Source organism: Salinicoccus sesuvii, from assembly GCF_042648145.1.
Classification (GTDB): domain Bacteria; phylum Bacillota; class Bacilli; order Staphylococcales; family Salinicoccaceae; genus Salinicoccus; species Salinicoccus sesuvii.
The window spans coordinates 100,379-121,138 of sequence record NZ_JBHRWV010000009.1; the positions used below are offsets into that span (position 1 = coordinate 100,379).

Annotated in this window: 25 protein-coding genes; 8 read left to right on the forward strand and 17 right to left on the reverse strand. The window is 42.4% G+C overall.

What is annotated here, in order from left to right:
* Positions 1–5 precede the first annotated feature (5 nt).
* The 3 genes from ACFOJ8_RS11050 to ACFOJ8_RS11060 are packed head-to-tail and all read left to right on the forward strand — an operon-like array spanning position 6 to position 1,759.
* Positions 6–1,157 carry an MFS transporter gene (locus tag ACFOJ8_RS11050; protein WP_380650596.1) on the forward strand — a complete coding sequence of 384 codons (1,152 nt, stop codon included), beginning with the start codon at positions 6–8 and terminating at the stop codon, positions 1,155–1,157.
* The gene (mspA, locus tag ACFOJ8_RS11055; protein WP_380650598.1) at positions 1,154–1,468 is read left to right on the forward strand and encodes a membrane stabilizing protein MspA; all 315 of its coding nucleotides are present in this window, start codon (positions 1,154–1,156) and stop codon (positions 1,466–1,468) included. The genes ACFOJ8_RS11050 and mspA overlap by 4 nt, the downstream gene beginning before the upstream one ends.
* Positions 1,469–1,483: 15 nt before the next feature.
* Positions 1,484–1,759 carry a hypothetical protein gene (locus tag ACFOJ8_RS11060; protein ID WP_380650600.1) on the forward strand — a complete coding sequence of 92 codons (276 nt, stop codon included), beginning with the start codon at positions 1,484–1,486 and terminating at the stop codon, positions 1,757–1,759.
* A gap of 45 nt (positions 1,760–1,804) precedes the next feature.
* Here the strand turns inward: ACFOJ8_RS11060 and ACFOJ8_RS11065 are convergent, their stop codons facing one another.
* On the reverse strand, positions 1,805–3,070 hold the full coding sequence (locus tag ACFOJ8_RS11065) for a lipid II:glycine glycyltransferase FemX (RefSeq protein WP_380650602.1): 1,266 nt from the start codon (positions 3,068–3,070) through the stop codon (positions 1,805–1,807).
* A 57-nt stretch (positions 3,071–3,127) separates the two neighbouring features.
* On the opposite strand from ACFOJ8_RS11065, the gene ACFOJ8_RS11070 reads away from it, so the two are divergent.
* Positions 3,128–3,373 (forward strand): hypothetical protein, encoded by a 246-nt coding sequence (locus tag ACFOJ8_RS11070; protein WP_380650604.1) that lies wholly within the window; start codon positions 3,128–3,130, stop codon positions 3,371–3,373.
* Here ACFOJ8_RS11070 and ACFOJ8_RS11075 read toward each other — a convergent pair.
* From ACFOJ8_RS11075 to ACFOJ8_RS11120, 10 genes are all read right to left on the reverse strand, one after another.
* Positions 3,358–4,044: a VOC family protein gene (locus tag ACFOJ8_RS11075; protein WP_380650606.1), complete on the reverse strand. Its 687-nt coding sequence runs from the start codon at positions 4,042–4,044 to the stop codon at positions 3,358–3,360. The genes ACFOJ8_RS11070 and ACFOJ8_RS11075 overlap by 16 nt on opposite strands.
* 93 nt (positions 4,045–4,137) lie before the next feature.
* Positions 4,138–5,301 carry an ABC transporter ATP-binding protein gene (locus tag ACFOJ8_RS11080; protein WP_380650608.1) on the reverse strand — a complete coding sequence of 388 codons (1,164 nt, stop codon included), beginning with the start codon at positions 5,299–5,301 and terminating at the stop codon, positions 4,138–4,140.
* 14 nt (positions 5,302–5,315) lie between these two features.
* Positions 5,316–6,284 carry a sugar phosphate isomerase/epimerase family protein gene (locus ACFOJ8_RS11085; RefSeq protein WP_380650610.1) on the reverse strand — a complete coding sequence of 323 codons (969 nt, stop codon included), beginning with the start codon at positions 6,282–6,284 and terminating at the stop codon, positions 5,316–5,318.
* 11 nt (positions 6,285–6,295) lie between these two features.
* The gene (locus ACFOJ8_RS11090; protein WP_380650612.1) at positions 6,296–7,327 is read right to left on the reverse strand and encodes a Gfo/Idh/MocA family protein; all 1,032 of its coding nucleotides are present in this window, start codon (positions 7,325–7,327) and stop codon (positions 6,296–6,298) included.
* A 9-nt stretch (positions 7,328–7,336) separates the two neighbouring features.
* A complete protein-coding gene (locus ACFOJ8_RS11095; RefSeq protein WP_380656923.1) occupies positions 7,337–8,368 on the reverse strand; it encodes a Gfo/Idh/MocA family protein in 1,032 nt (343 codons plus the stop codon).
* Positions 8,362–9,078 (reverse strand): ThuA domain-containing protein, encoded by a 717-nt coding sequence (locus ACFOJ8_RS11100; RefSeq protein ID WP_380650614.1) that lies wholly within the window; start codon positions 9,076–9,078, stop codon positions 8,362–8,364. The genes ACFOJ8_RS11095 and ACFOJ8_RS11100 overlap by 7 nt, the downstream gene beginning before the upstream one ends.
* Positions 9,079–10,092: a LacI family DNA-binding transcriptional regulator gene (locus tag ACFOJ8_RS11105; protein WP_380650616.1), complete on the reverse strand. Its 1,014-nt coding sequence runs from the start codon at positions 10,090–10,092 to the stop codon at positions 9,079–9,081.
* A gap of 19 nt (positions 10,093–10,111) precedes the next feature.
* A complete protein-coding gene (locus ACFOJ8_RS11110) occupies positions 10,112–10,933 on the reverse strand; it encodes a carbohydrate ABC transporter permease (protein ID WP_380650618.1) in 822 nt (273 codons plus the stop codon).
* Positions 10,933–11,799: a carbohydrate ABC transporter permease gene (locus ACFOJ8_RS11115; protein ID WP_380650620.1), complete on the reverse strand. Its 867-nt coding sequence runs from the start codon at positions 11,797–11,799 to the stop codon at positions 10,933–10,935. Before ACFOJ8_RS11115 ends, ACFOJ8_RS11110 begins: the two co-directional genes overlap by 1 nt.
* 54 nt (positions 11,800–11,853) lie before the next feature.
* Positions 11,854–13,161, reverse strand: coding sequence for an ABC transporter substrate-binding protein (locus ACFOJ8_RS11120; protein WP_380650622.1), 1,308 nt, complete (start codon positions 13,159–13,161; stop codon positions 11,854–11,856).
* A 465-nt stretch (positions 13,162–13,626) separates the two neighbouring features.
* Between ACFOJ8_RS11120 and ACFOJ8_RS11125 the strand changes: the two genes are divergently transcribed.
* Entirely contained in the window at positions 13,627–13,845 is a 219-nt protein-coding gene (locus ACFOJ8_RS11125; protein WP_380650624.1) for a hypothetical protein, read from the forward strand.
* A gap of 227 nt (positions 13,846–14,072) precedes the next feature.
* Positions 14,073–14,681 (forward strand): recombinase family protein, encoded by a 609-nt coding sequence (locus ACFOJ8_RS11130; RefSeq protein WP_380650626.1) that lies wholly within the window; start codon positions 14,073–14,075, stop codon positions 14,679–14,681.
* A gap of 43 nt (positions 14,682–14,724) precedes the next feature.
* On the opposite strand, the gene ACFOJ8_RS11135 is transcribed toward ACFOJ8_RS11130, so the two are convergent.
* The 3 genes from ACFOJ8_RS11135 to ACFOJ8_RS11145 form a co-directional block, all read right to left on the reverse strand.
* The gene (locus ACFOJ8_RS11135; RefSeq protein ID WP_380650628.1) at positions 14,725–14,997 is read right to left on the reverse strand and encodes a hypothetical protein; all 273 of its coding nucleotides are present in this window, start codon (positions 14,995–14,997) and stop codon (positions 14,725–14,727) included.
* Positions 14,998–15,189: 192 nt separating this feature from the next.
* Positions 15,190–15,588: a hypothetical protein gene (locus ACFOJ8_RS11140; RefSeq protein WP_380650630.1), complete on the reverse strand. Its 399-nt coding sequence runs from the start codon at positions 15,586–15,588 to the stop codon at positions 15,190–15,192.
* Between the two features lie 499 nt (positions 15,589–16,087).
* On the reverse strand, positions 16,088–16,588 hold the full coding sequence (locus ACFOJ8_RS11145) for a hypothetical protein (RefSeq protein ID WP_380650632.1): 501 nt from the start codon (positions 16,586–16,588) through the stop codon (positions 16,088–16,090).
* Between the two features lie 252 nt (positions 16,589–16,840).
* On the opposite strand from ACFOJ8_RS11145, the gene ACFOJ8_RS11150 reads away from it, so the two are divergent.
* Positions 16,841–17,101: a hypothetical protein gene (locus ACFOJ8_RS11150; RefSeq protein WP_380650634.1), complete on the forward strand. Its 261-nt coding sequence runs from the start codon at positions 16,841–16,843 to the stop codon at positions 17,099–17,101.
* 151 nt (positions 17,102–17,252) lie between these two features.
* Here the strand turns inward: ACFOJ8_RS11150 and ACFOJ8_RS11155 are convergent, their stop codons facing one another.
* From ACFOJ8_RS11155 to ACFOJ8_RS11165, 3 genes are all read right to left on the reverse strand, one after another.
* On the reverse strand, positions 17,253–17,450 hold the full coding sequence (locus ACFOJ8_RS11155; protein WP_380650636.1) for a hypothetical protein: 198 nt from the start codon (positions 17,448–17,450) through the stop codon (positions 17,253–17,255).
* A 180-nt stretch (positions 17,451–17,630) separates the two neighbouring features.
* Positions 17,631–18,659 (reverse strand): GTPase domain-containing protein, encoded by a 1,029-nt coding sequence (locus ACFOJ8_RS11160; protein WP_380650638.1) that lies wholly within the window; start codon positions 18,657–18,659, stop codon positions 17,631–17,633.
* Between the two features lie 14 nt (positions 18,660–18,673).
* Positions 18,674–19,516: a DUF368 domain-containing protein gene (locus tag ACFOJ8_RS11165; protein ID WP_380650640.1), complete on the reverse strand. Its 843-nt coding sequence runs from the start codon at positions 19,514–19,516 to the stop codon at positions 18,674–18,676.
* 149 nt (positions 19,517–19,665) lie between these two features.
* On the opposite strand from ACFOJ8_RS11165, the gene ACFOJ8_RS11170 reads away from it, so the two are divergent.
* On the forward strand, positions 19,666–20,739 hold the full coding sequence (locus tag ACFOJ8_RS11170) for an AAA family ATPase (protein ID WP_380650642.1): 1,074 nt from the start codon (positions 19,666–19,668) through the stop codon (positions 20,737–20,739).
* Positions 20,740–20,760 lie beyond the last annotated feature (21 nt).

The window sequence follows — 20,760 nt, forward strand, 5'->3', positions numbered from 1 at the left end:
CAACCATGAAAAAAATGATCCTTTTCATTATGATCATACAATTTCTCATATATTTCGGCTTCAGTATGATAATACCGGTCATTCCGGAACTGGTAAAAGAGCTTGGTGTATCTACTCTGCACATGGGCTGGCTGCTTGCTGTCTACTCCATTGCCAGTTTCCTCTCTGCCCCCTTCTTCGGGAAACTCAGTGACCGTCATGGGCGCCGGGTGATTCTGTTATATGGACTATTAGCTTTCAGTTTCAGTTTCCTATTGTTCGGCATGTTCATCGACGTGCTTTGGGTTCTTTATCTGAGTCGGCTAATCGGGGGTGCCGCTTCTGGTGCACTTTATACAGCAACCACCAGCATGGTGGCCGACCTAACGACCCGTGAAGACCGCACACGATTTATGGGTCTGATTGGTATGTCAATCGGCCTCGGGTTCATCTTTGGTCCAGGCGTCGGTGGTCTGCTCGCCCAGATCAGTCTGAGTTTTGCATACTACATGACGACTCTCGTCATCGTCGGTGCATTGATATTCAGCATGCTAAAAGTCAAAGAAACCTATCGCCCAGGCAATAGGACAGCCAAGAAGATCACTATGCCGAGAGAGTATTTCTTGAAACCAGTCGGTATTCTTCTCATCTGTACTTTCTTTATCATGTTCACGATGAGTGGCATGGAGAGTACATTTCAGCTGCTTGGCATCGACCGGATCAATATCACACCCGCACAAATGGGCGCTTTGTTTGTAGTGGGAGGCATATTTAACGCTGCAGTACAGGGTGGGTTCATCGGTCGGCTCAAAGATGGGCAGGAGTATCCCGTAATGATCACTGGACAGGTTCTGACGCTGGTCGCCTTTATCCTACTGCCGTTCATGTCGAGTCTCCTGTACGCAGGTGTGTGCATCGTTCTTTTGATGACTGGGAACGCACTCGTCAAAACACTGCTTACTTCCCAGATCACAAAAGAGGCGCACAACGACGAGATGGGACGAATGACGGCCACTACATATTCTCTAGATAGCTTGGGTAGAATATTTGGCCCTATCGTCTTCAATATCCTATTTGTCGCTACTTCAGGACTGCCCTTCCTGTTCGGAGCAGTTGCAACGCTGCTATCCACCTACTTCATTTTCCAATACTTCAGGAAGAGGAGGAATTTCGCTTGATTCTGATTATACTCATGATGCTTTTGTATCTGGTCATTAGTGCAGCAACCATACTTTATGTAAGAAGCCGACTGATGGATGTACTCAGACTCGTCGCCGGCATCGCTTTTATGCTAATAACGACCATCACTGCCATCAGCATCCCAAATCCCGACGGCACTCTCATTTTTTCACTTGCTGCCTGTCTACTAATATCAGTCGAAATCACTGGCTTCAAGGAAGCCAAGGGAGATCATGCACGTCTATTCATGATACATGCCTTTACACTCATGATTTCCGCTGTCCTAATCATCATGCTACTGACGCAGTAAGAAAGAGGTGGAAGTTTGAGACGCGTTATATTGATTCTACTTATCCTCACACAGGCCATGTTTTTCATAAACTACATCATCAATGACGGTGTCATATTCTTTAATATATACGTCTGGGCATCACTCAGTCTCATATCACTCATCGCCGGATGGAGAGCCACGATCTCTGAACCAAACCTTTATGAGAACGGACGTATTCACCTTACACTGTCTATAACGCTACTACTCATGTCACTCATGTCCCTGATATTCATACTGCTCATCGTTATTACCCGTCCATATTTTCTATGACCGATAAGAAGCCTGCCTCCTTTTGGAAGCAGGCTTCTTATCGAATTATTTTCGATCTTTTAATGCTTTTAGTGTTTGATTGAGCTTCACTTTACCTTTTTGGAACAGTGGCACTCCCTTCTCTGCCAACGCATATAAAGGACGATGGAGGACATAGTCAAATTCCCCAACTTTTTCACTCACTTCTGTTCCCCAAATTTTCTTGAATTGCCATAATCCGAAATGGGCAGAGTCTTTCGGTGGCGCGACACTGACACCACCAAAATCGTATGTCTTTGCGCCGTTATCACGGGCGTACTTCATCATTTCATACTGCATATGGTGGTTTGGGAGGTAGTCTCTATAAAGGTCTGATGATGCACCGTATAGATAGTAGGCCTTATGTCCAGACTGCGCAAGTAGCGCACCCGAGAGTACAATGCCATCTGGATGATCCTGCTGTAGCTGCTCAATCTCCTGCTGTTGTTCTCTCAACTTATCTCTTCGATTATTCAGATCTTTGAGTTGATTTTCCTTCTTGATGCCATCCTTTTTCTTCTCGGCCTTCAAGAACTCCTTCTCAACTTTGGAAACATCTTCTTCGAGCGAGGCCGAAACCTGTTCAGGTACGAGTCTGACAAGGAAGAGCTCCATATGTCCATTGGCGTGGAGATTATTGTACAAAGATTCAAAGTAGGTGATATCCCGTGTAAGGAAACCGTCACGCTGGCCGGTCTCCTTCATAAGACTTACAAATATCGGTAAGTCACCCCCGGTAGCCTTGTAGACTTCCGTACCACGACGAATGGCACTACGGACTCTCGTTCGATTGTTCCGCTCGTAGCTCTTGAGCAACTCCTCATCATTCTTGTCAATTGTAGCCACCATTGTCTGGCGGGGCTGAATATTGTCTTTGCTCATTCCATCTTTCAGACCCCGATGTCTAAAGCCAATCGACTCAAGATACTCAATGGTCTGTCGGTGCGCGTCAAGCGGCAGATCCGGATCTATTTTGAGAGCATAAGCCTTCTCGTCTTTCGCAATCTTCAGCGCTTCTGTCAGCATAAAATTGACTAGCTCCCTGTTCTGATAGTCGCATACAAACCCCCTCGATATGTAGCACAGCGTTTGTTTCAATTTCGGAAGTCGCTTAAAGAGCAGAAGTGCGACACCTTGCACTCCTTCATCATTGCCGACTGCAAGGCGTCTTGCATACCATCCAGTGAGACGCTTCGAATCCGCCCAGTCAGTCAATTGCAACAGATCTCCATGTGGGTGGGCTTCTACAAATTTATTATGTTCATCTTCTGTCAGGTTCAATAATTTAAGCATATTGATCTCCATTCAAATAAAATCTGATATAATTATTTCATGAAAGGTGGTCCTATCATGAGACAAGGTATTTTAATACTTCTTCTGCTCATTAATATCATCAGCATCGTACAACTTGGACAATATGCCAACGGTGACCTCATTGGTCTGATGAGTGTCAGAATTATTCTAAGCGTCATCACCATCATGCTGAGCATCGCATATATACTCGTCAGAGCTTCAAAGTCCATTGTCATCCTTAGTATTGTTACGGTACTTTCAGCCCTGATCCATCTTGCTTCAATCGTCTATATAAACTTGTAGGCTGCACCTTTGTATACAACCGGCTCTCCATCCATCCCCACTTCCAGAGTGATGGATGGTTTTTTACTTTCCGAGAGCGTAATGGTGGTGTGGGCATCGACTTCTCCCTGCCATATACCGATGACATCGAAAAAAGCTTCCCATGATGCCTTGTCCAGGACTTCATGATGAATATTCATTTTGGGGCTCAAAAGGTTGCCGCGCAACTGTCTGATTCTCTCCAGTCGTTGATCCTTCGATTCTTCCCACTGAATGAAGAAAGGGAAGATTTCTGTCTCATCTTCGATATACAGTAGTTTCCAGCGGATGGTTTCCGCACCTGTCGTCCGTTCCATATCCACTGGACCGATAGGCGTGAAGCCCTGAGCCCGGTAACGATCCGCCAATTGATGAATTTCATCTGTACTGAGCGCATATCGTATAAATCCTTCTTCGTAGTTCATGTCGTCGATCGTTCTGGCAAACGAGTCTTCTGCCATCTCCAGATGACGATTAAAAAGCGTCTGGTCGTAGATTGTTAGATACTCAACGTACCTTTGGTCGAAGTATGAAAGTCGGTTCTCCGTACCGAGCCATCCATGCCTGCCTCCTGAGTGGACGGGTAGGGGCCCATCAGTCTCAACTTTAGTAAGGTCTTTTACATAATGAATAATATGATCGAATTCCGTCACGTCGCTCACCTCTTTTTCACTATATCATAATACCATGCATCAATCCCGAAAACCAAAAAATGCAGCCTGCCCTCTGCGGGCAGGCTGCTCTTTCTATGCTTTGATGATGTCTGGTGCGTCCTGCTCAAGACTTTCTTTTTCACGTATGCGCTCTTCTCTCGTGACAATCCGTTTTTCGGTTTCACTATCAAAGAAATGCCCTTTGTTCATATCAAAGGCAAACTTTATCACATCACCTGGCTCCAGTTCATTTCGTGCATCTACACGGGAAATGAATTCTTGGCCTTCAAGCTCGGAATAAAGCATGATTTCAGAACCAAGTAGTTCACTCACCTTCACTTCTGCGTTGAAAGCCGAAGCAAGCTCCGATTCTACAAAAACAGCTTCCTCACGAATGTCTTCAGGTCGTATGCCAAATTTAATCGGATGGTTGTCATAGCCTTGATCAACTAGCATACGTCGTTTGGCCTCAGGAATTTTTATTGTTGTATTGCCGATGATCAATTCCCCATTCTTGATTTCCCCATCAAAGACATTCATAGCAGGGGAACCGATGAACTGGGCAACGAAGACATTTTCAGGGAAATCATAAACTTCCTTAGGCGTACCAACCTGCATAATGTCCCCTTTGTCAAGGATGACAATGCGTGTCGCCATGGTCAGGGCCTCCGTCTGGTCGTGTGTAACATAGACTGTCGTCGTTTTCAGGCGCTTGTGCAACTTCGTGATCTCAGCGCGCATCTGCACCCTCAGTTTGGCATCAAGGTTGGAGAGTGGTTCGTCCATCAGAAATACTCCCGCATCCCTGACAATTGCACGACCAAGAGCCACACGCTGTCGCTGTCCACCGGATAGTGCTTTCGGCTTGCGGTTCAAGAAGTCTGTCAGACCAAGTATTTCTGCTGCCTGCTCTACGCGTTCCTTTATTTCTGCTTTAGGTGTCTTGCGTAACTTCAGACCAAATGCCATGTTATCGTAAACGCTCATATGCGGATAGAGTGCGTAGTTTTGAAATACCATAGCGATATCTCTATTCTTTGGTTCTACATCGTTCATTTTCTTATCATCGATGTAAAAGGCACCATCAGTAATCTCCTCAAGTCCCGCAATCATTCGCAGTGTGGTAGATTTACCGCACCCTGAAGGCCCGACGAGCACAATGAATTCTCCATCATTGATTTCGAGGTTGAAATCGTGCACGACTGTTGGCCCGTTATCATATTTCTTTTTTATATGTTCAAGTTTTAGTTCTGCCATCCCCAACCACTCCTTTAAGCCCACCACATATCAGTCGGCGTTTCTCTGATTATAACATTCTGCAAATTCTTTACAGCAGTCTGAAAGCCTTCTTCGATGGACATCAGTCCATCTTCATGTTCAATCGATACAACATAATCGTAATCATAAGTCCTGAGTGCGCTCATCATGTTCGCCCACTCCTGGATGCCGTGTCCGAGACCGACACTTCTGAAAGTCCAGCTTCTGTTCTTGATCTCGCCATACGGGTTCATATCGAGATATCCATACATGTTCAGGTTATCGTCATCGATGTAAGTATCTTTAGCATGGAAATGATGGATCGCATTCTCGCGTCCGAGTATTTTTATCGCTGCTACAGGATTGATTCCTTGCCACCACATATGACTTGGATCGAGGTTTGCACCAATATATTCATTCGTTTCTTTCCTCAGTTCGAGCATCGTATGTGGCGAATGTACAAGGAAGCCACCGTGCAGTTCGAGACCAATCTTAACGTCATGCGCTTTTGCCAGCTCTGCTATGTCTTGCCAATATGGGATGAGCTTGTTTTTCCACTGCCACTCCTTGATTTGGGAGTATTCTTCAGGCCATGGCGTGACCGGCCAGTTGACAGCTGTATCCGTTTCATTACCTGCCGGTGTACCGCTGAAGGTATTGACTACTGGTACATCCAGAAGTGCGGCAAGTTCGATCGATTTGCGCAAAGCAGTATCTGATGCCTCGCGCAAGGAGGATTCCGGTGAAATCGGGTTACCGTGACAGCTAAATGCACTGATGATTAGGCCACGTGATGCAAATTTATCAATATAGGCATTTCTAGCAGATTCCGATTCCAGCAGTTCATCAAGGTTACAGTGCTTACTACCAGGATAGCCGCCAGTTCCAATTTCAACTGCATCCAGACCGGATGCTTTGACATAATCTAGCATTTCTTCGAGTTCCATGTTCTGGAACAATGGGTTGAATACTCCGAGTTTCATCTATTTGCCTCCTATAGTCTGATGCTACGTTGTTCCTTTGAGCTCAAGTAGATTGCTTCTATGATCTTCGATACTTCCTTTGCTTCTGTCGACTTTACTGTCAGTGGTGTATTATATTTAATTGCTGAAATAAAATTCTCCGCTTGCAATCTGCTGAAGGTTTCATCGACTTTTATGTAGTCGATGCGCATGGTCGTCATAAGATCTTCGTCTGCCTGATTGACCTTCATATCGAAAACATCCAGTCCCGCTTTCGCACCCGAAATACTGATATGGTTCTCATCCTCCGGGATATTTGCGGCCCAACTTGTTTCAAACAGCATCGATGCGCCATTGTTGAAGCGGATGAATGCACTGACATGGTCCTCGACTTCAAAAGAATCCCGATTGAATTGTCCCCATTCGTTGACTGTATTGGAGCGGCTCAGTTGGTTGTAGGTCGAGCTCGACACTTCTATCGGCTTTACTTCTCCCATTAGATACATTGCTAAATCGAGTAGGTGGCAACCATAATCAATCAACGCACCGCCACCTTGGAGTTCCTGATTGGTGAACACGCCCCACCCAGGCACCTTACGGCGTCTGAGCCCTTTTACACGGACGACTAATGGCTCACCGATCGTTCCCCGTTCAATAATCTTCTTGGCTGCGATGGCTTCCTTCATAAAGCGATAATGGTAGGCGATGTGCAGCTTCACACCGTTCTTTTCCTCTGCTTCGATCATTGCATTGCATTCCTCTGTCGTCATTGCCATCGGTTTCTCACAGAGTACATGCTTGCCGTTGTTCATGGCATCTATGGCAATTGGCGCGTGATACTTATTTGGTGTGGAAATGACCACCGCATCCACATGGGAATACATATCTTCGACATTAGAAAAGACCTCAGGAATACCAAGCTCATTCGCCACTTTCATGGCACGTTCCTGGTTGACATCCTGAACCGCCGTAATATCTACTTCGTCGAAAGTTCTGAAAGTGGGGATGTGGCGCCCCGTCGCTATCCCACCGACGCCTATGAAACCCAGTCTGATTTTGGACATTTACAACACCTATTCTCCAGTTATAATCTTATTCGTTCTATCTGATTCGAATGCAGCCAGTATGATTTCAACTGATTTCCTGGCATCTTCAGCCGTTACAGGTACACGCTCTTCCTTTGCAAGTGCGTCGATAAAAGCTTCCATGACAAGCGATTTCTTGCTCTGGCCTTCGTCGTCATTCGTCTGAATTCCGCCATAGTTCTCGCGGATTACTTCTCCTTTGTCGCTTGTAAAGATGAAGGAATGCTCAGTATCATCGAGGAGGTTAAGCACGCCCTTCTCGCCATATATGACCGTCGAGTTATCTTCCTCTCCATTGAATGACCAACTTGCTTGGAGCGTACCGACTGCGTTCGATTCTGTACGCAGAATACATACAGCATTATCATCAACATTAGAGAATGCTTTTGCTTCCTGCGAAATGAAACCACCGACATCAACGATCTCCTCGCCAAGGATGTAGCGCATCAAATCTGCCTTGTGCACGCCTAGATCTCCCATGGCTCCCATTGCTGCCTGCTCTTTTTTAAAGAACCAGCTATCTTTACCATCGACACTCCAGCCCTCCGGACCACCGTGACCAAATGTAGTTCTAAAAGCGTAAATCTTGCCAAGCTTCCCCTCGGCGATATAGTCGCGTGCTACTTGATGTTCTTTAATCAGACGCTGGTTGTGTCCGACCATCAACTGCTTGCCAGACTGCTTTTCAGCTTCAATCATACGATCCATCTCGTCCACGGTAATGCCCATCGGTTTCTCACACAATACATGCTTGCCTGCTTTGAGCGCAGCAATGGATATTTCAGCATGTTTGTAATTTGGTGTACAGACACTGACAGCGTCGACGGACTTGTCGGCTAGAAGTTCATTGTAGTCCCTATACACCTTGCCTCCATAGATCTCTTGCTGAGCCTCAGCCCGTTCGATAACCGGATCACAGAAAGCAACCAGCTGTACATTTTCAATATCGGTATATTCTGCTATATGCCGTTTGACTCCAATGCTGCCGCACCCGATAATACCAACGTTAATCATTATGATTTCTCCTTTATCTGTTCCAAAGGTTGGTGGTTCCCGTAGACATGCTTCCTACCGTGCCCGCTGCCGACCCAGTCCACACCATTTTTAATGACCGTTTGGACATTTGCATCGTAGTAGGTCGGATGGGTTTCATGACCTGGACGGAAGTAGAATATTTTACCGTTACCTCGCTTGAAAGTACATGCACTTCTGAACACTTCTCCACCTTCAAACCAGCTGAGCATGATTAGTTCGTCAGGTACAGGTATATCGAAATGCTCACCGTACATCTCTTCTTGGGGCAGTTCAAAGTACTCCCCTAATCCGTCTACAATTGGATGTGTTGGATCTACTACCCATAGGCGCTCCTTCTCCTGAGCTTCCCGCCACTTCAAGTCACAGGATGTCCCCATGAGTAATTTGAAGGGTTTAGAGAAGTGTGCGGAATGGAGCACGACGAGTCCCATACCATCCCATACGCGTTGCTGCACTTTTTCGGCAATTTCATCTGATACTTCATCGTGCGCCTTATGGCCCCACCATACGAGCACATCTGTATTATTCAGTACTTCGTCTGTCAGACCATGTTCAGATTCGTCGAGTGTTGCTGTTGTTACCTCGTGACCGTCAAGAAAACTTGCGATTTGCGCATGAATACCTTCAGGATAGATGTTTCCTACCTCTTCATTTTCTTTCTCGTGCCTGTATTCGTTCCAAACCGTGACTTTCATTTAACTTCCTCCTTGTGTAGATTGCCGCTCTATAATGCGCGTCGGCACAGTGATGTTCTTTTTGGACCTATTGGGATCCTTTATCAGCATGATGATTTCCTCGCCCGCCTCTCTACCGAGTGTTTGAGGGAAGATATCCACCGTTGTCTGGGGCGGGGAGGCAAGCTTAGTCAGTAATGAATCACTGAATGTTGCAGTAGCAACATCACTTGGAATACGTATTTCCAATTGATAGAGATAAGAGAGGATTCTCGAATTCAGTACGCCATCTAAAGTCAACAGGGCTTGAGGTCGACCGTTGCGGAAAAGAGATTCCAACATATGACGAATGGACTCCCCTTCATCTTCGCATTTTACCACTCTACCCCTCTCACTCAAACCAAATGTCTCCATAGCCACTTCGAACCCTTTAATTCTATCTTTCGCGACAGCGAAAACGTCGTTATCTACGACCATTACAATTTCACTATACCCTTTTCGAATCAATAATTCAGTGATTGCATATGCTGACTGAACATTATCATTGTCCACATGGGTAATGTCGTTATTACCGAAAATATTCTTCCCTATGACGACATAAGGAAAACCTTCCGTATTGAGGAAATGCGCTATAGGGTCGTCCATTCTCGAATAGAGAAGAATAAAACCATCCACTTGTTTAGAACCAATTAGTTCTTTTACTTCTGTCAGAAGACTATCATCGTTCGATGCCGAGGTGGTCAAGGTCGAAAAACCATTTTCTCTGCAAGCTTTTGAAACGCCAAGATTTACTTCGGAGTAGAAAGGATTCAAATTTACTTCATGAACACCACTTTTGATTACCAAGCCAATGGTATTAGCCCGATTCGTCACGAGGTTTCGTGCTGTAATATTCGGTGTGTATCCGATCTCTTCCATTATTTTTTTTACTCTTTTTTTTGTAGGTGTGCTGATACCTTCATGATCTTTGATCACTCTGGAAACAGTGGAAGGAGAAACCCCTGCAAGTTTAGCTACATCTTTTATTGTCACCATTTCACACTAACCCTTCTAGTTACTTAACCGCACCATCCGATACCCCTTTGATGATATGCTTTTGGGCTATGAAGTATCCGATAATGACAGGAATGATGGAAATCGTCAAACCCGCAAGTGCCAATGTCCATTGCTTGGTGTACTGTCCAAAGAAGAGGAACAATTTGAGCGGGATTGTTTCATCCCCTCGACCAAGTACCAGACTTGGGAGCAGGAAGTCGTTCCAAATCCATATTACGTTCAAAATGGCCACTGTAATACCGATCGGTCTCAGTAGTGGGAAGATGACATGCCAGAACGTCTGCCATTTTGTCGCACCGTCAATTTTTGCTGCTTCATCTAAAGATATCGGTATATTTTTAAGGGCACCATGGTAGAGGAATAGCGAAAGACCTGATCCAAAGCCTATGTACATGAAGATCAGTCCCCACTTATTCAGACTTTGTAACTCACTGAATATCTTAACCAATGGAATCATTACCGATTGGAATGGAATAAGCATCGAAGCGACAAATAGAAAGAATATCAGGCCGCTGACCTTACTCTTATTCCTTGATAACGCATATGCAGCCATAGCTGAAAAGAAAACAATGCATATAATACTGAGTGAAGTGACCAAGAAAGAGTTGAAGAATGTTCTCAGAAAATCAAGTTCTTGGAATGCCTGAACGAAGTTCTGAAACACAGGCTCACTCGGTGGTGCCAAAGTATTTTCAAACATTTCGCGTTTTGTCTTGAATGCATTTACGAGCATGATGTAAAAAGGGGAAAGCCATAGAAGCGCGAGCAGTATGCCGACAATCTCTAGAATGATACGGCCGGTGGTCTTTTTCTTCTTCATTACAGCTCCACCTCTTTTTTCTTATTATAGTAGACTTGTGTAAGACTTAATATCGCGACGATGATGAAGAACACAACAGCCTTGGCTTGTGCCAGCCCCATAGTATTCATAGCAAATGCCGTATCGACGATATCCATCGCTATCATTTTCGTGGAGCCGCCAGGCCCGCCGCCAGTGAGTGAGAGGTTCTGATCATATATTTTAAATGCACCAGAAAGCGTCAGGAACATACTTACTGTAAACGCAGGTGCAACCAACGGCATGATTACGTTTTTGAGCTTCTGTCCATAGCTTGCTCCGTCTATGTCGGCTGCTTCAAGAAGTTCATCAGGTATGCTCTGCAAGTAGGCGATATAGATGATCATGATGTAGCCAGCCATCTGCCAGACGTGAAGAATCACGAGCCCCCAAAACCCTGTTGCGGGTGTTGCGAGCCAACCTTGGAGCATTTCAATACCAAGAGCGTTACCTAGAGCATTGAAAATATTCGTAAATATGAACTGCCAGACAAACCCAAGAATTAGACCGCCGATCAAATTCGGCATGAAGAATATCGTCCTCAGGAAATCCTTAGATTTTATGTAGCTCGTTACGATAAGAGCCAATGAAAAGCCGACAATATTGATGAGTATCACGGTTACTATCGCATACTTAAATGTAAACCAAAGCGCACTTAGAAAAGTAGGATCGGTTAATAGATTCTGGTAGTTCTGTAAACCGGTGAACACCGGTGTCTGCGCCATGTCTCCAGTCCAGTCAGTTAGAGAGTAGTAAATCCCCCACACGAATGGAACTACAACAACAATCAATAAGGCAGCCAGAACGGGAGCAACAAACACCCAATACATGATATTTTTGGTTTTCACATTAACACCTCATTTAAGAAATAATGGAGCAATATAATTGCTCCATCATCATTCCTATTGTCTATTATCTTCCCAATATGTTTGAGAGTTTTCTATAACTTCTTCCCAAGTAATGTCACCAGAGATATACTGTTGCACATTATCGCCAAATATATCTTCAGAGAAACCGGTTGGATAACCTAGGAATACCCAGCCGCTTGTGTTTCCTTCTTCAGAGTACTCATAGATCTCTTTAGAAAGTGGATCTGCAATCTGACTTGTATCATAATCTTCGAATGCTGGAATGAAGTTAAAATCGTTCAGGACAACGTCCTTACCTTCGTCGGAAGTATACATCCAATCGAGGAAATCGACTGCTGCTTCTTGAACATTATCCTCAGCACCGGAGTTTACTACCCAGTACTGTGGCACACCTACAGGCATTTTAGATTCTCCCGCAACCGGGATGGGGATGATTCCTGAGTTTTCTGCTACATCCGGTGCAATCTGCTCGATGGATGGATACGCCCAGTTTCCTTGCTGGATCATCGCCACCTTTTCCATGGAGTACAATGCTTCGACCTGTTGGGAGTAGTCAAGGCTCAGTACAGGCTGCTCCGAATATTCAACTTGCATGTCGATATAGTTTTTAAGTTCGTCAGAAAGTTCAAATTCAACTGTGTCGGACTCGAATGCTTCTGTCACACTGTCATTAAATTCAGGTGCCAAGAAAGAACTACTGGAGTGGTTACCGTACACCCATCTCTCTTTACCCGGGAATGCGAAAACTGCATCTAGACCAAGTTCTTCTTTCATACCGTCCAGTGTTTCAACGGCACTCTGTAGATCTTCCATTGTTGTCAACTCGTCAGGATTGATGCCTGCCTCCTCGAAAATCGATTTATTGTAAATCAACCCATAACCTTCGAGATTGTAAGGGATTCCATAAACTTGATCATCTATGGTGACTGACTCAAGTGTACCTTCGAGTGCTGCATCTACAGCTTCGGAGTTTTCAATCGGTGCAATGCGGTCCTTGTGATCTTCATAGGCTTGCGGTCCACCGATGTTGAAAATATCAGGCTCATTTCCAGAAGCGATTTTCGACTTCAGTGTCGCGCCATAGTCGTTACCGCCCCCTACTGTTTCGACGTTGATTGTAACGTTGGGATTCTCCTCTTCGTATTGTGCCACGAGACTTTCAAATTGCTCTTTAAACTCAACTTTGAACTGATAGAGGTCTATCGTTACGCTATCTCCTTCAGCGCTGTCTCCCCCGGTTTCTTCAGACACTGAACCGCCGGCATCTCCGCTATTTCCACAGGCGCCAAGCATCAGCATTGTTGCGAAAAGAAAAGCATAGTTCCACTTGAACTTCTTCATCTTTACATCCCCTCTCATATGTAAGCGTTATCATTTCGCTTATAAATTAGATTTTATATTCGAAACAATGGTAAGTCAACACTTTTCTGCAAACGATTGCACAAATAATTTTCAGTATCATAAAGCATTGATGAAAAGTACCAAGACGCTAATACAAAAAACTACCGAAGAAAAGCATTTCAGTATGTCAGAAAGAAATAATATAGGTATACGCTTTTTACTTAGTATGGATCACCTACACGATGTATGCTAAAAAATATTTTGGTATATTTAGAAATACTATATAGAAAAACTAGATATAGAATTTACAGATTTAACTAGTAAGTATACATTTGAGACATTAAAATGATAATGATATTTATTTAGATTCATAAGTTGGATTTCCTAGAAAGAAAGTTGTGTAAGTTTAATCGGATTAACTATAAGAGGATTGCAATAAACTTCGCAGAATAGGGGGGTGCTTTTATGACTTTGGATAATAATATTGAAGAAAATACGGTAAAAGGTAGTAAGGACGAGGAAGTACAACAATTCAAAACAACATCAATGCGTATCGACAGTGAAGTAAAGAAGAATCTTGAAAGTGTACAATGGGATGTACAAGCTAATGAGAGAATCCGCCTGTCTCTCTCCGATACAGTCCAATGGTTAATCAATCAGTATGAGAAGAATAAAGATAAGTAATAATTGCAATATGATGAATTACTAATAGAGATGTTCCTTTCAAATAAATCAAGGATTTGTACAGTGAACACCGTTAATAGGATGTAAAACTGTTCTAAGTAGCTATATAGGAGCTTGCCTATATAGCTTTATTTTTTTGTTGTGTGACTGAATAAAATATACTTCAATCAGTCACTACATAAAGGTTGATTCTAAAGGGTTTTAAACGTCCGAAAAGGGTGTCTAAAATGACAAAGATCGGTTACGCAAGGGTAAGTACAATAGGACAAAACGAAGAACGACAAATCAAGCCGCTTAAAGGTTATAGTTGCGAAAAGATTTTTATAGATAAGCAATCGGGAAAAGACTTCAATCGGACAGAATATAAGAATATGAAAAACTATGTAAGAGAGAAAGACACCATCGTTTTTGTAGAGCTTGATCGTCTAGGTAGAAATAAAAATGAGATCAATAAAGAATGGGAATATTTTATTAATAAAGATGTTGATATTGTTGTTCTGGATATGCCTTTACTTGATACGACAAAATATCAAGATGACCTGGGAAAACTATTACTTAATCTTGCGAAAGAAATAATATCTTACAATGCTGAACAGGAACGAATAAGGATACTCGAAAGGCAAACACAAGGCATCGAGATTGCCAAGCGTGAAGGAAAATATAAAAGTCGTAGCAAAAGCTATAGTGCCACTAGCAAAAATAAAGAAAAACGTCGGTTATATTTTTTAGTCATCGAGTATCTAAATAAGAAGAAGCCTATAAAACAAATTGCAGAAGAATTGAGCATGAGTAGAGATACTGTTTACAGAATCAAAAATGAAATAGAGAACAAATAATTTTCGTTCTCTTTTTATTTAAGAAAATAAAAATAACGAGCTATTATAGCTCGTTATTTGTTTTATTCTTTTTATTTCTTGTATACAGCATAGTTAGTAGGGTTACTAATAAAGAAGAAATGATCGATATTCTTAATAACTGCATAACGTATTCAAAAGCAGTTAAACCACTAGCTACTTTTGTTCCATCTGCACCTCTTACATACATACCAGGATGAAGTAATATCCCTAAACAAAGACCAATAACAAACCCATAGAGTAAAGCTTTGACAATTTTCCTTTCATGGATTTCTAAAAAATTAAATGTTCTTTCCATGTATATCTCAACTTTCAAAATTTTATTGTTTCCCTTCTTCACATAACAACATACAAAGATTCGTCGTTAATATCGCAGTATATTCTTATTGTATTCTATCTTTTCCGTGTGAGTAATCCTAGTAGGGATACTGTGTACGGAATAAATAAATAGAGAAAGAGGACGAATAATTATATCGTCTTCTTTTTTGTCCTAATATAGTACAGCATAGTCTTTAGAATCGACTTGAACGGTTTCCCAAATATCATCTGGGTCTACGCTATCAATATCTTCTTGGATAATATCATTGTCTAACACGTTGATTGCTATATCTGTAGGTACATGTATTTCCTCTTGTGCGATGCTGACAAAAATTTGATATTGCAAGTCACTCATTTTTCCTAACAGTAAGACGGTTTCCGTTACGTCATCTAAACTTGTGTATTCATCACTTTTCTCCCACTCACTTTTAATGCAAGTGATTGTATAGTCATACCCTTCTGCCATCAGCTTATCTTTGTACTCGTGAGCTTTTTTTACATCACATGGATTGGACAAGTCGAATGACAGTGCTGTTTCACTTCTTTTGTTATTACTGATAGTAATTTTCATTATTATTCACTCCTGTTTTAATTAAGGTTTGAGGAACTTAATTTCCCTTTGGCTAAGCGCTAGCGTGTGCCGAAGGGCATTAATTTTCCCTTTGTTCATGGCGACAGGAATAAATGACGCAAAAAGCTGTAAACAGAAAAGCAGCCCTTGATCGCATTGAATCAAGGGCTGCTTTAGCCAAAACAAGTTTTTATAGTGACACGTTAAGTAAAAAGTTTTTTGCGACTGTTTACTGATTTTATGAAACACAGATAACACCGTGAAAAGAGACGGATACTTTCACGGTGTTTGCTGATGTTGAATGTCATTTATTATTAACAAGCAATTTAATTGCGAGTGTGTCGCTTAGAACAAAGGGAAATCTTATATTGCCTTATATAGACTTCTTCTAAAAAAGTAAATAAAGGTGAGTTCGGCAACAAGTTACCGAACTCACCTCATTTTAAAAATCCTAAAAATCTATTTTACTTTTAGTACCACATCAATTTCTTAACTGCCATTATATTTGGTAAGTAGTATAACAGAAACCAATTGCTTGTAAAGTATTACCGGAACCTGCATTGACACCAAAAATATTGGAAACATCAAATGCATAGTTATTGTAAGCAGTGTAACCATCAATTTGATACGCATTTCCATTAGTTTCTATTTCATGGACTGCTGTTCGACTGACACTACTAGTCACGTCAAAGCTAACAGTTGCATTAACTGCTGGAGCACTCACTCCAACATTAGCACTAAAAGAGTTTTCAATCTGGTGTTTCCCACTAAGTCTTAGAATACCATCAGCGCCTCCTAGACCCGAAGTTCTTGCGCTCGCAACACTACTGTAACCTTCTCCTACAAATGTAACATTGCTTACGGAATAGTATGAAGGTAAAGCATTCATTATGATGTCGTTAGGTATGGTGTTATCCAATTCTTTCGTGTCACCCTCGTTATAAGTTACTTTTACGACTTCAACTAATTTAGCATCTAGATGAGGCTTCTCCCATCCCATTTTTCAATAAATTTGTCAGGATCATCGGGAGTAATTACTTCCTTGTTAACCTGACTTTCATCGAAATCAAATTCTGCTACATTAGTTTCTAACGATAGAAAACCTACGGACAAAGTGACTACATTGAAATTGAATATAAACTTTCCCTTACAGTGTTGGTGGTAGAAATACCCTTTTTTGTTTATTTGTTACACACAAAGTGCTACACTACTAATTATTGGACCCCCCCCATTCAGAAAAGGAGAAATTAAAATGAAACGTTTACTAATAGGAATCGCATTGCTAACATCATCTACCTTGTTGTACTGTTCTAATATAGTAGCTGCAGCAGTATACTCTGAAACGAAGCATAATACTAGTTGGACTACAGATTTAGGCGTTTACAAATCTGCCTTAAGAGAAGTATCAATAATTCCTATGTTTGTAATTTTTATCCTCATGCTTGCTGGTTTGGTAATAATATCTATAGAAGTTTATAAAGAATTTGAAAAAAATCAGCACTCTAAATTATAAGTAATTGAAAACATATTGGGCATTTAGAGAGTAACTACTTTAAATATTTATAAAGATATTCTAGATAATGAACGCTAAATTTCATTGGACATCTTTTAAACTAAAACGGTAGTTTAAGTAACAATATTCTTATGGAAGGATATTTTCCTTCCTACACTTCAACTTGATTTTCACCATCGAGCCAGACGGCTAAGCTATCAGACCTCTCAGGTTGTACTGATGTTTCTCCTGAATCATTAGATGCATCCTCAGAAGCTTCTCCACTTTCTAGTCCGCCAGGATGTCCACACGCTCCCAATACCACGACAATAAGTAAAACCAACGTCAAAAACCACTTATAGCTCTTCATTTCCTTTCTCCCTTGATTGTGTGTAAAAGATATATTCGATTTAATATTAAATCGCTCTCATAAAAGTTCAATGCTTTTATTGCAAACGATTGCATAATATTCCACATCTGGACAGCTTATTAAAATTATCCAGACAGATGTTATAAAAAAGAACGCCTCAGCACAGCTAGGACGCTCACGTTATCGATGATGCTTGATGACTTCTCTTGCAAAGTCATTCATATCGCCGACGTATTCAAATGTACCTTTCATTACGGGATAAATATTTTTTATACCGATCTCTCCGAGGGAGGAAACAACGAAGGTGACTACATTCAGCTTGCGCATCTTGAAGATGGCCCCAAATATCGAAGCCAGATGATTGATGTAGTCTGTCGGTTTCTTCATGCCTTTGTCGGTATTCTTGGCACGGTTGATGTAGGTCGCTGCCCTTGGCATCTCTTGTCCGATGATTGCACCATCTGATTCCGACAAGTGATAATGTGATTCGGTCATCTCCTCTATAGATCTATAGGCACGACTGAGGATAATATCTTTGAATCCCGGCGAGAGGAGCTTAGTGGCAAGACCATTCATCTTTCTCGTCAGGAAACTTTCAAGGTACTGTGCACTCTGTACTCTTTCTTGAAACAGTGCGTCCTTGCTTTCGAAGATTTCATCCAGCGCATCTTTCAGTTCGGTGATGCCCGCTTCATCTTTGATACTTGTGAAGTGATAGCATAATGGCTGGTCGAGCTGCTTTTTGAATGTTACATGCAGTTCGGTGTCCTTATCGTTCATCAGGGTTTCCTGAGACCTTTTGCCCGAAACATCGACGAGCGTATCACTTTTATTGTAGACGAAGGTGATACGGGCCCCTCTTTTTGCAAGATACTTGATAGTGGCCTCATCTGCGTCCCGGATTTTCGAGGAGAATACATACAGCACATGCTTGATGTTCGTTTTCGATATTAACTTTCTGTACTGCTTTGGTGTATATTCAGTCGTTCCAACGCCGGGGAAATCTAAAATCTTTCCCCTCTCTCCGTATGGGTGTTCTGTAATGGCACGTGTCGCATCGGTCTGTGTGGATACATGGGAATTCCCGCCCGCCAATTTGTTTACGAGCGCGCTTTTGCCAGCATCGACTTGACCGAGAACTGCAACGCGGTAATCGATTGTAGATTGTATATAGTCATGGTAGGCCGTGACCAGGGGGTGACGTTCCATGTACTCACCTCAATTCATATAGTCTCCTTATTGCGTGTACCCATGAACCAGCTGATCGTAAACCCTAGGAACGCAGCAACCATTGTCACAAGCCAAGATAAGCTTGTTTCCGGCAGACCTGGGTAGATTGCAAAAACGGATCCAACGACCAGGCCGAGAATGAGGGCATAGGTCAGATACGTATGGTTTCTAAGCATATACTGGATGACTCGACTCGCAAGCAGCAGACCAAGAACAATTCCCAAACCTACAGCAATTAATACAGGCAATATTTCCAAGTTGAATGCTTTAAGCTGATTTATGGAATAGATCACAATACTATAGGAACCGAGGATCAATAAGACCAAGGAACCTGATATTCCGGGAAGCAGCATGGTCATTGAAGCCAAAATACCACTGAAAAACATCTGGAGGAGAAGCGGCACAGTCACTACTAAAGTTTCAGGAGGTACCTCATTGCCCCTAATCATACCGATTGAAAACAGCAGTGCCACAGCCACCAGAACCAATATATAGTGCGGAGCTTTGAATTCCACTCTATAGTTGGAGATTCTAAGCATCATCGGAACGACACCAAGCACGAGTCCGATAAAGAACCAGTGTGTGGGAATCATATGATGCTCTAGCAAATATTCTATCAATGAAGTGAGTGTCAAAATGGCAATTCCCATGCCGATTAGCAACGGTAATAGGAATAAAATGGCCTTTTTGTAACTTTTCGTTACGATTTTGCTGACTGCTCCGATGAATTCGTCATAGATGCCGAGCAGCAATGCCATTGTCCCACTGCTGACACCGGGGATTAATTCACAAATGCCCATCAGAAAACCTTTGAATATATTTATCCATCTAATCATTCAATATATACCTCGACTTTTCATTTTATACCATCTGATTGTAGCATATCTACAGCTTTTAGTTGCTAAACGATATGCAAGTGGATTTGATTAACCGCTTCTATACTGATATAAATGGTTTAACACTTAAATCGTTAGGAGACTGCACTTTGAGAGATCTAGGTATTTATTTCGGGACGTTCGCTCCATGCCATGTGGGTCATTTCGAACAGATTATTCGAGCAAAGAGAGAAAACAGACATGCATTCGTCATCGTTAGCGGCTATGTGGGCGACCGCGGAGACAATTATGGCATGACATTAGACAGTCGGGTCAAAGCAATGCGGCAACTGCTTGGACCGGATGATAATGCTACAGTACTTAAGCTCGACGAAACACACATTCCAAGATATCCACATGGCTGGGAGCCGTGGCTTACCATGCTTCTGGACACCATTGCAGATGAAATGCACGAGCTTCCTTTTGGTGTAGGAGAAATGACTTTCTATGTAGGGGAAGCGGAGTACATTGAACCACTGGAGCAATTCTTATTCAGAAAATATCCGGAAATCGATGTGAAGATTACAATGGTGGATCGTAAAATACTCGGTATCAGCGGGACAAATATCAGGGAAGCACCCATACTGAACTGGGATTATGTCATGCGACCATTTCGGAAATTCTTCGTACAGAATGTTCTCGTTATCGGTGCTCCAGGTACGGGGAAAACTTCGATGGTGCAGGATTTGGCCAGACGTTATTCTACTAGCTATTCCACCGAATACACAAAAGCCTACTGTGAAGAGCAACATATCACAGAAGACGAACTGGATGTAAGGGATTTCCACGCCATAGGAATCGGCCAGTTCGAAAACAACAGACGCCACATCCATTCTCCGGGAACACGCAAAGTCTTTTTTGCCGATACCGATGTTTTAACCACTAAAGTTAAAATGAAAATGTACGCAGATGGAGAGGAATTTAACCGCCTAAAATCAGTTTTCGATTACTATATCCATCTGCAACACTGGTCGCTAATACTAGTGCTACCCCCAGAAGCGTCTGAAGATAATCAAGCAGTTGTCAGTTACGGAAAAACAGTGCACGATCTGATAATCAAAGAGCTTGAACAACAAGGTCTAACTCCACTTACACATATCTTGGAAGGTGCGTCGTATAGAGATCGTTATCAAGATGCACATCGCTTAGTGGATGAAATTCTCAAGGAAGGCAAAGATAACTAATGTAAACGCTTTAGGTTGTAT

Bases quoted from the DNA above. Each gene is read 5' to 3' on its own strand.
- ACFOJ8_RS11050 (WP_380650596.1), top strand. From the start codon at position 6: ATGAAAAAAATGATCCTTTTCATTATGATCATACAATTTCTCATATAT.
- ACFOJ8_RS11065 (WP_380650602.1), bottom strand. From the start codon at position 3,070: ATGCTTAAATTATTGAACCTGACAGAAGATGAACATAATAAATTTGTA.
- ACFOJ8_RS11070 (WP_380650604.1), top strand. From the start codon at position 3,128: ATGAGACAAGGTATTTTAATACTTCTTCTGCTCATTAATATCATCAGC.
- ACFOJ8_RS11080 (WP_380650608.1), bottom strand. From the start codon at position 5,301: ATGGCAGAACTAAAACTTGAACATATAAAAAAGAAATATGATAACGGG.
- ACFOJ8_RS11085 (WP_380650610.1), bottom strand. From the start codon at position 6,284: ATGAAACTCGGAGTATTCAACCCATTGTTCCAGAACATGGAACTCGAA.
- ACFOJ8_RS11090 (WP_380650612.1), bottom strand. From the start codon at position 7,327: ATGTCCAAAATCAGACTGGGTTTCATAGGCGTCGGTGGGATAGCGACG.
- ACFOJ8_RS11100 (WP_380650614.1), bottom strand. From the start codon at position 9,078: ATGAAAGTCACGGTTTGGAACGAATACAGGCACGAGAAAGAAAATGAA.
- ACFOJ8_RS11105 (WP_380650616.1), bottom strand. From the start codon at position 10,092: ATGGTGACAATAAAAGATGTAGCTAAACTTGCAGGGGTTTCTCCTTCC.
- ACFOJ8_RS11110 (WP_380650618.1), bottom strand. From the start codon at position 10,933: ATGAAGAAGAAAAAGACCACCGGCCGTATCATTCTAGAGATTGTCGGC.
- ACFOJ8_RS11120 (WP_380650622.1), bottom strand. From the start codon at position 13,161: ATGAAGAAGTTCAAGTGGAACTATGCTTTTCTTTTCGCAACAATGCTG.
- ACFOJ8_RS11125 (WP_380650624.1), top strand. From the start codon at position 13,627: ATGACTTTGGATAATAATATTGAAGAAAATACGGTAAAAGGTAGTAAG.
- ACFOJ8_RS11130 (WP_380650626.1), top strand. From the start codon at position 14,073: ATGACAAAGATCGGTTACGCAAGGGTAAGTACAATAGGACAAAACGAA.
- ACFOJ8_RS11135 (WP_380650628.1), bottom strand. From the start codon at position 14,997: ATGGAAAGAACATTTAATTTTTTAGAAATCCATGAAAGGAAAATTGTC.
- ACFOJ8_RS11140 (WP_380650630.1), bottom strand. From the start codon at position 15,588: ATGAAAATTACTATCAGTAATAACAAAAGAAGTGAAACAGCACTGTCA.
- ACFOJ8_RS11145 (WP_380650632.1), bottom strand. From the start codon at position 16,588: ATGGGATGGGAGAAGCCTCATCTAGATGCTAAATTAGTTGAAGTCGTA.
- ACFOJ8_RS11150 (WP_380650634.1), top strand. From the start codon at position 16,841: ATGAAACGTTTACTAATAGGAATCGCATTGCTAACATCATCTACCTTG.
- ACFOJ8_RS11155 (WP_380650636.1), bottom strand. From the start codon at position 17,450: ATGAAGAGCTATAAGTGGTTTTTGACGTTGGTTTTACTTATTGTCGTG.
- ACFOJ8_RS11160 (WP_380650638.1), bottom strand. From the start codon at position 18,659: ATGGAACGTCACCCCCTGGTCACGGCCTACCATGACTATATACAATCT.
- ACFOJ8_RS11165 (WP_380650640.1), bottom strand. From the start codon at position 19,516: ATGATTAGATGGATAAATATATTCAAAGGTTTTCTGATGGGCATTTGT.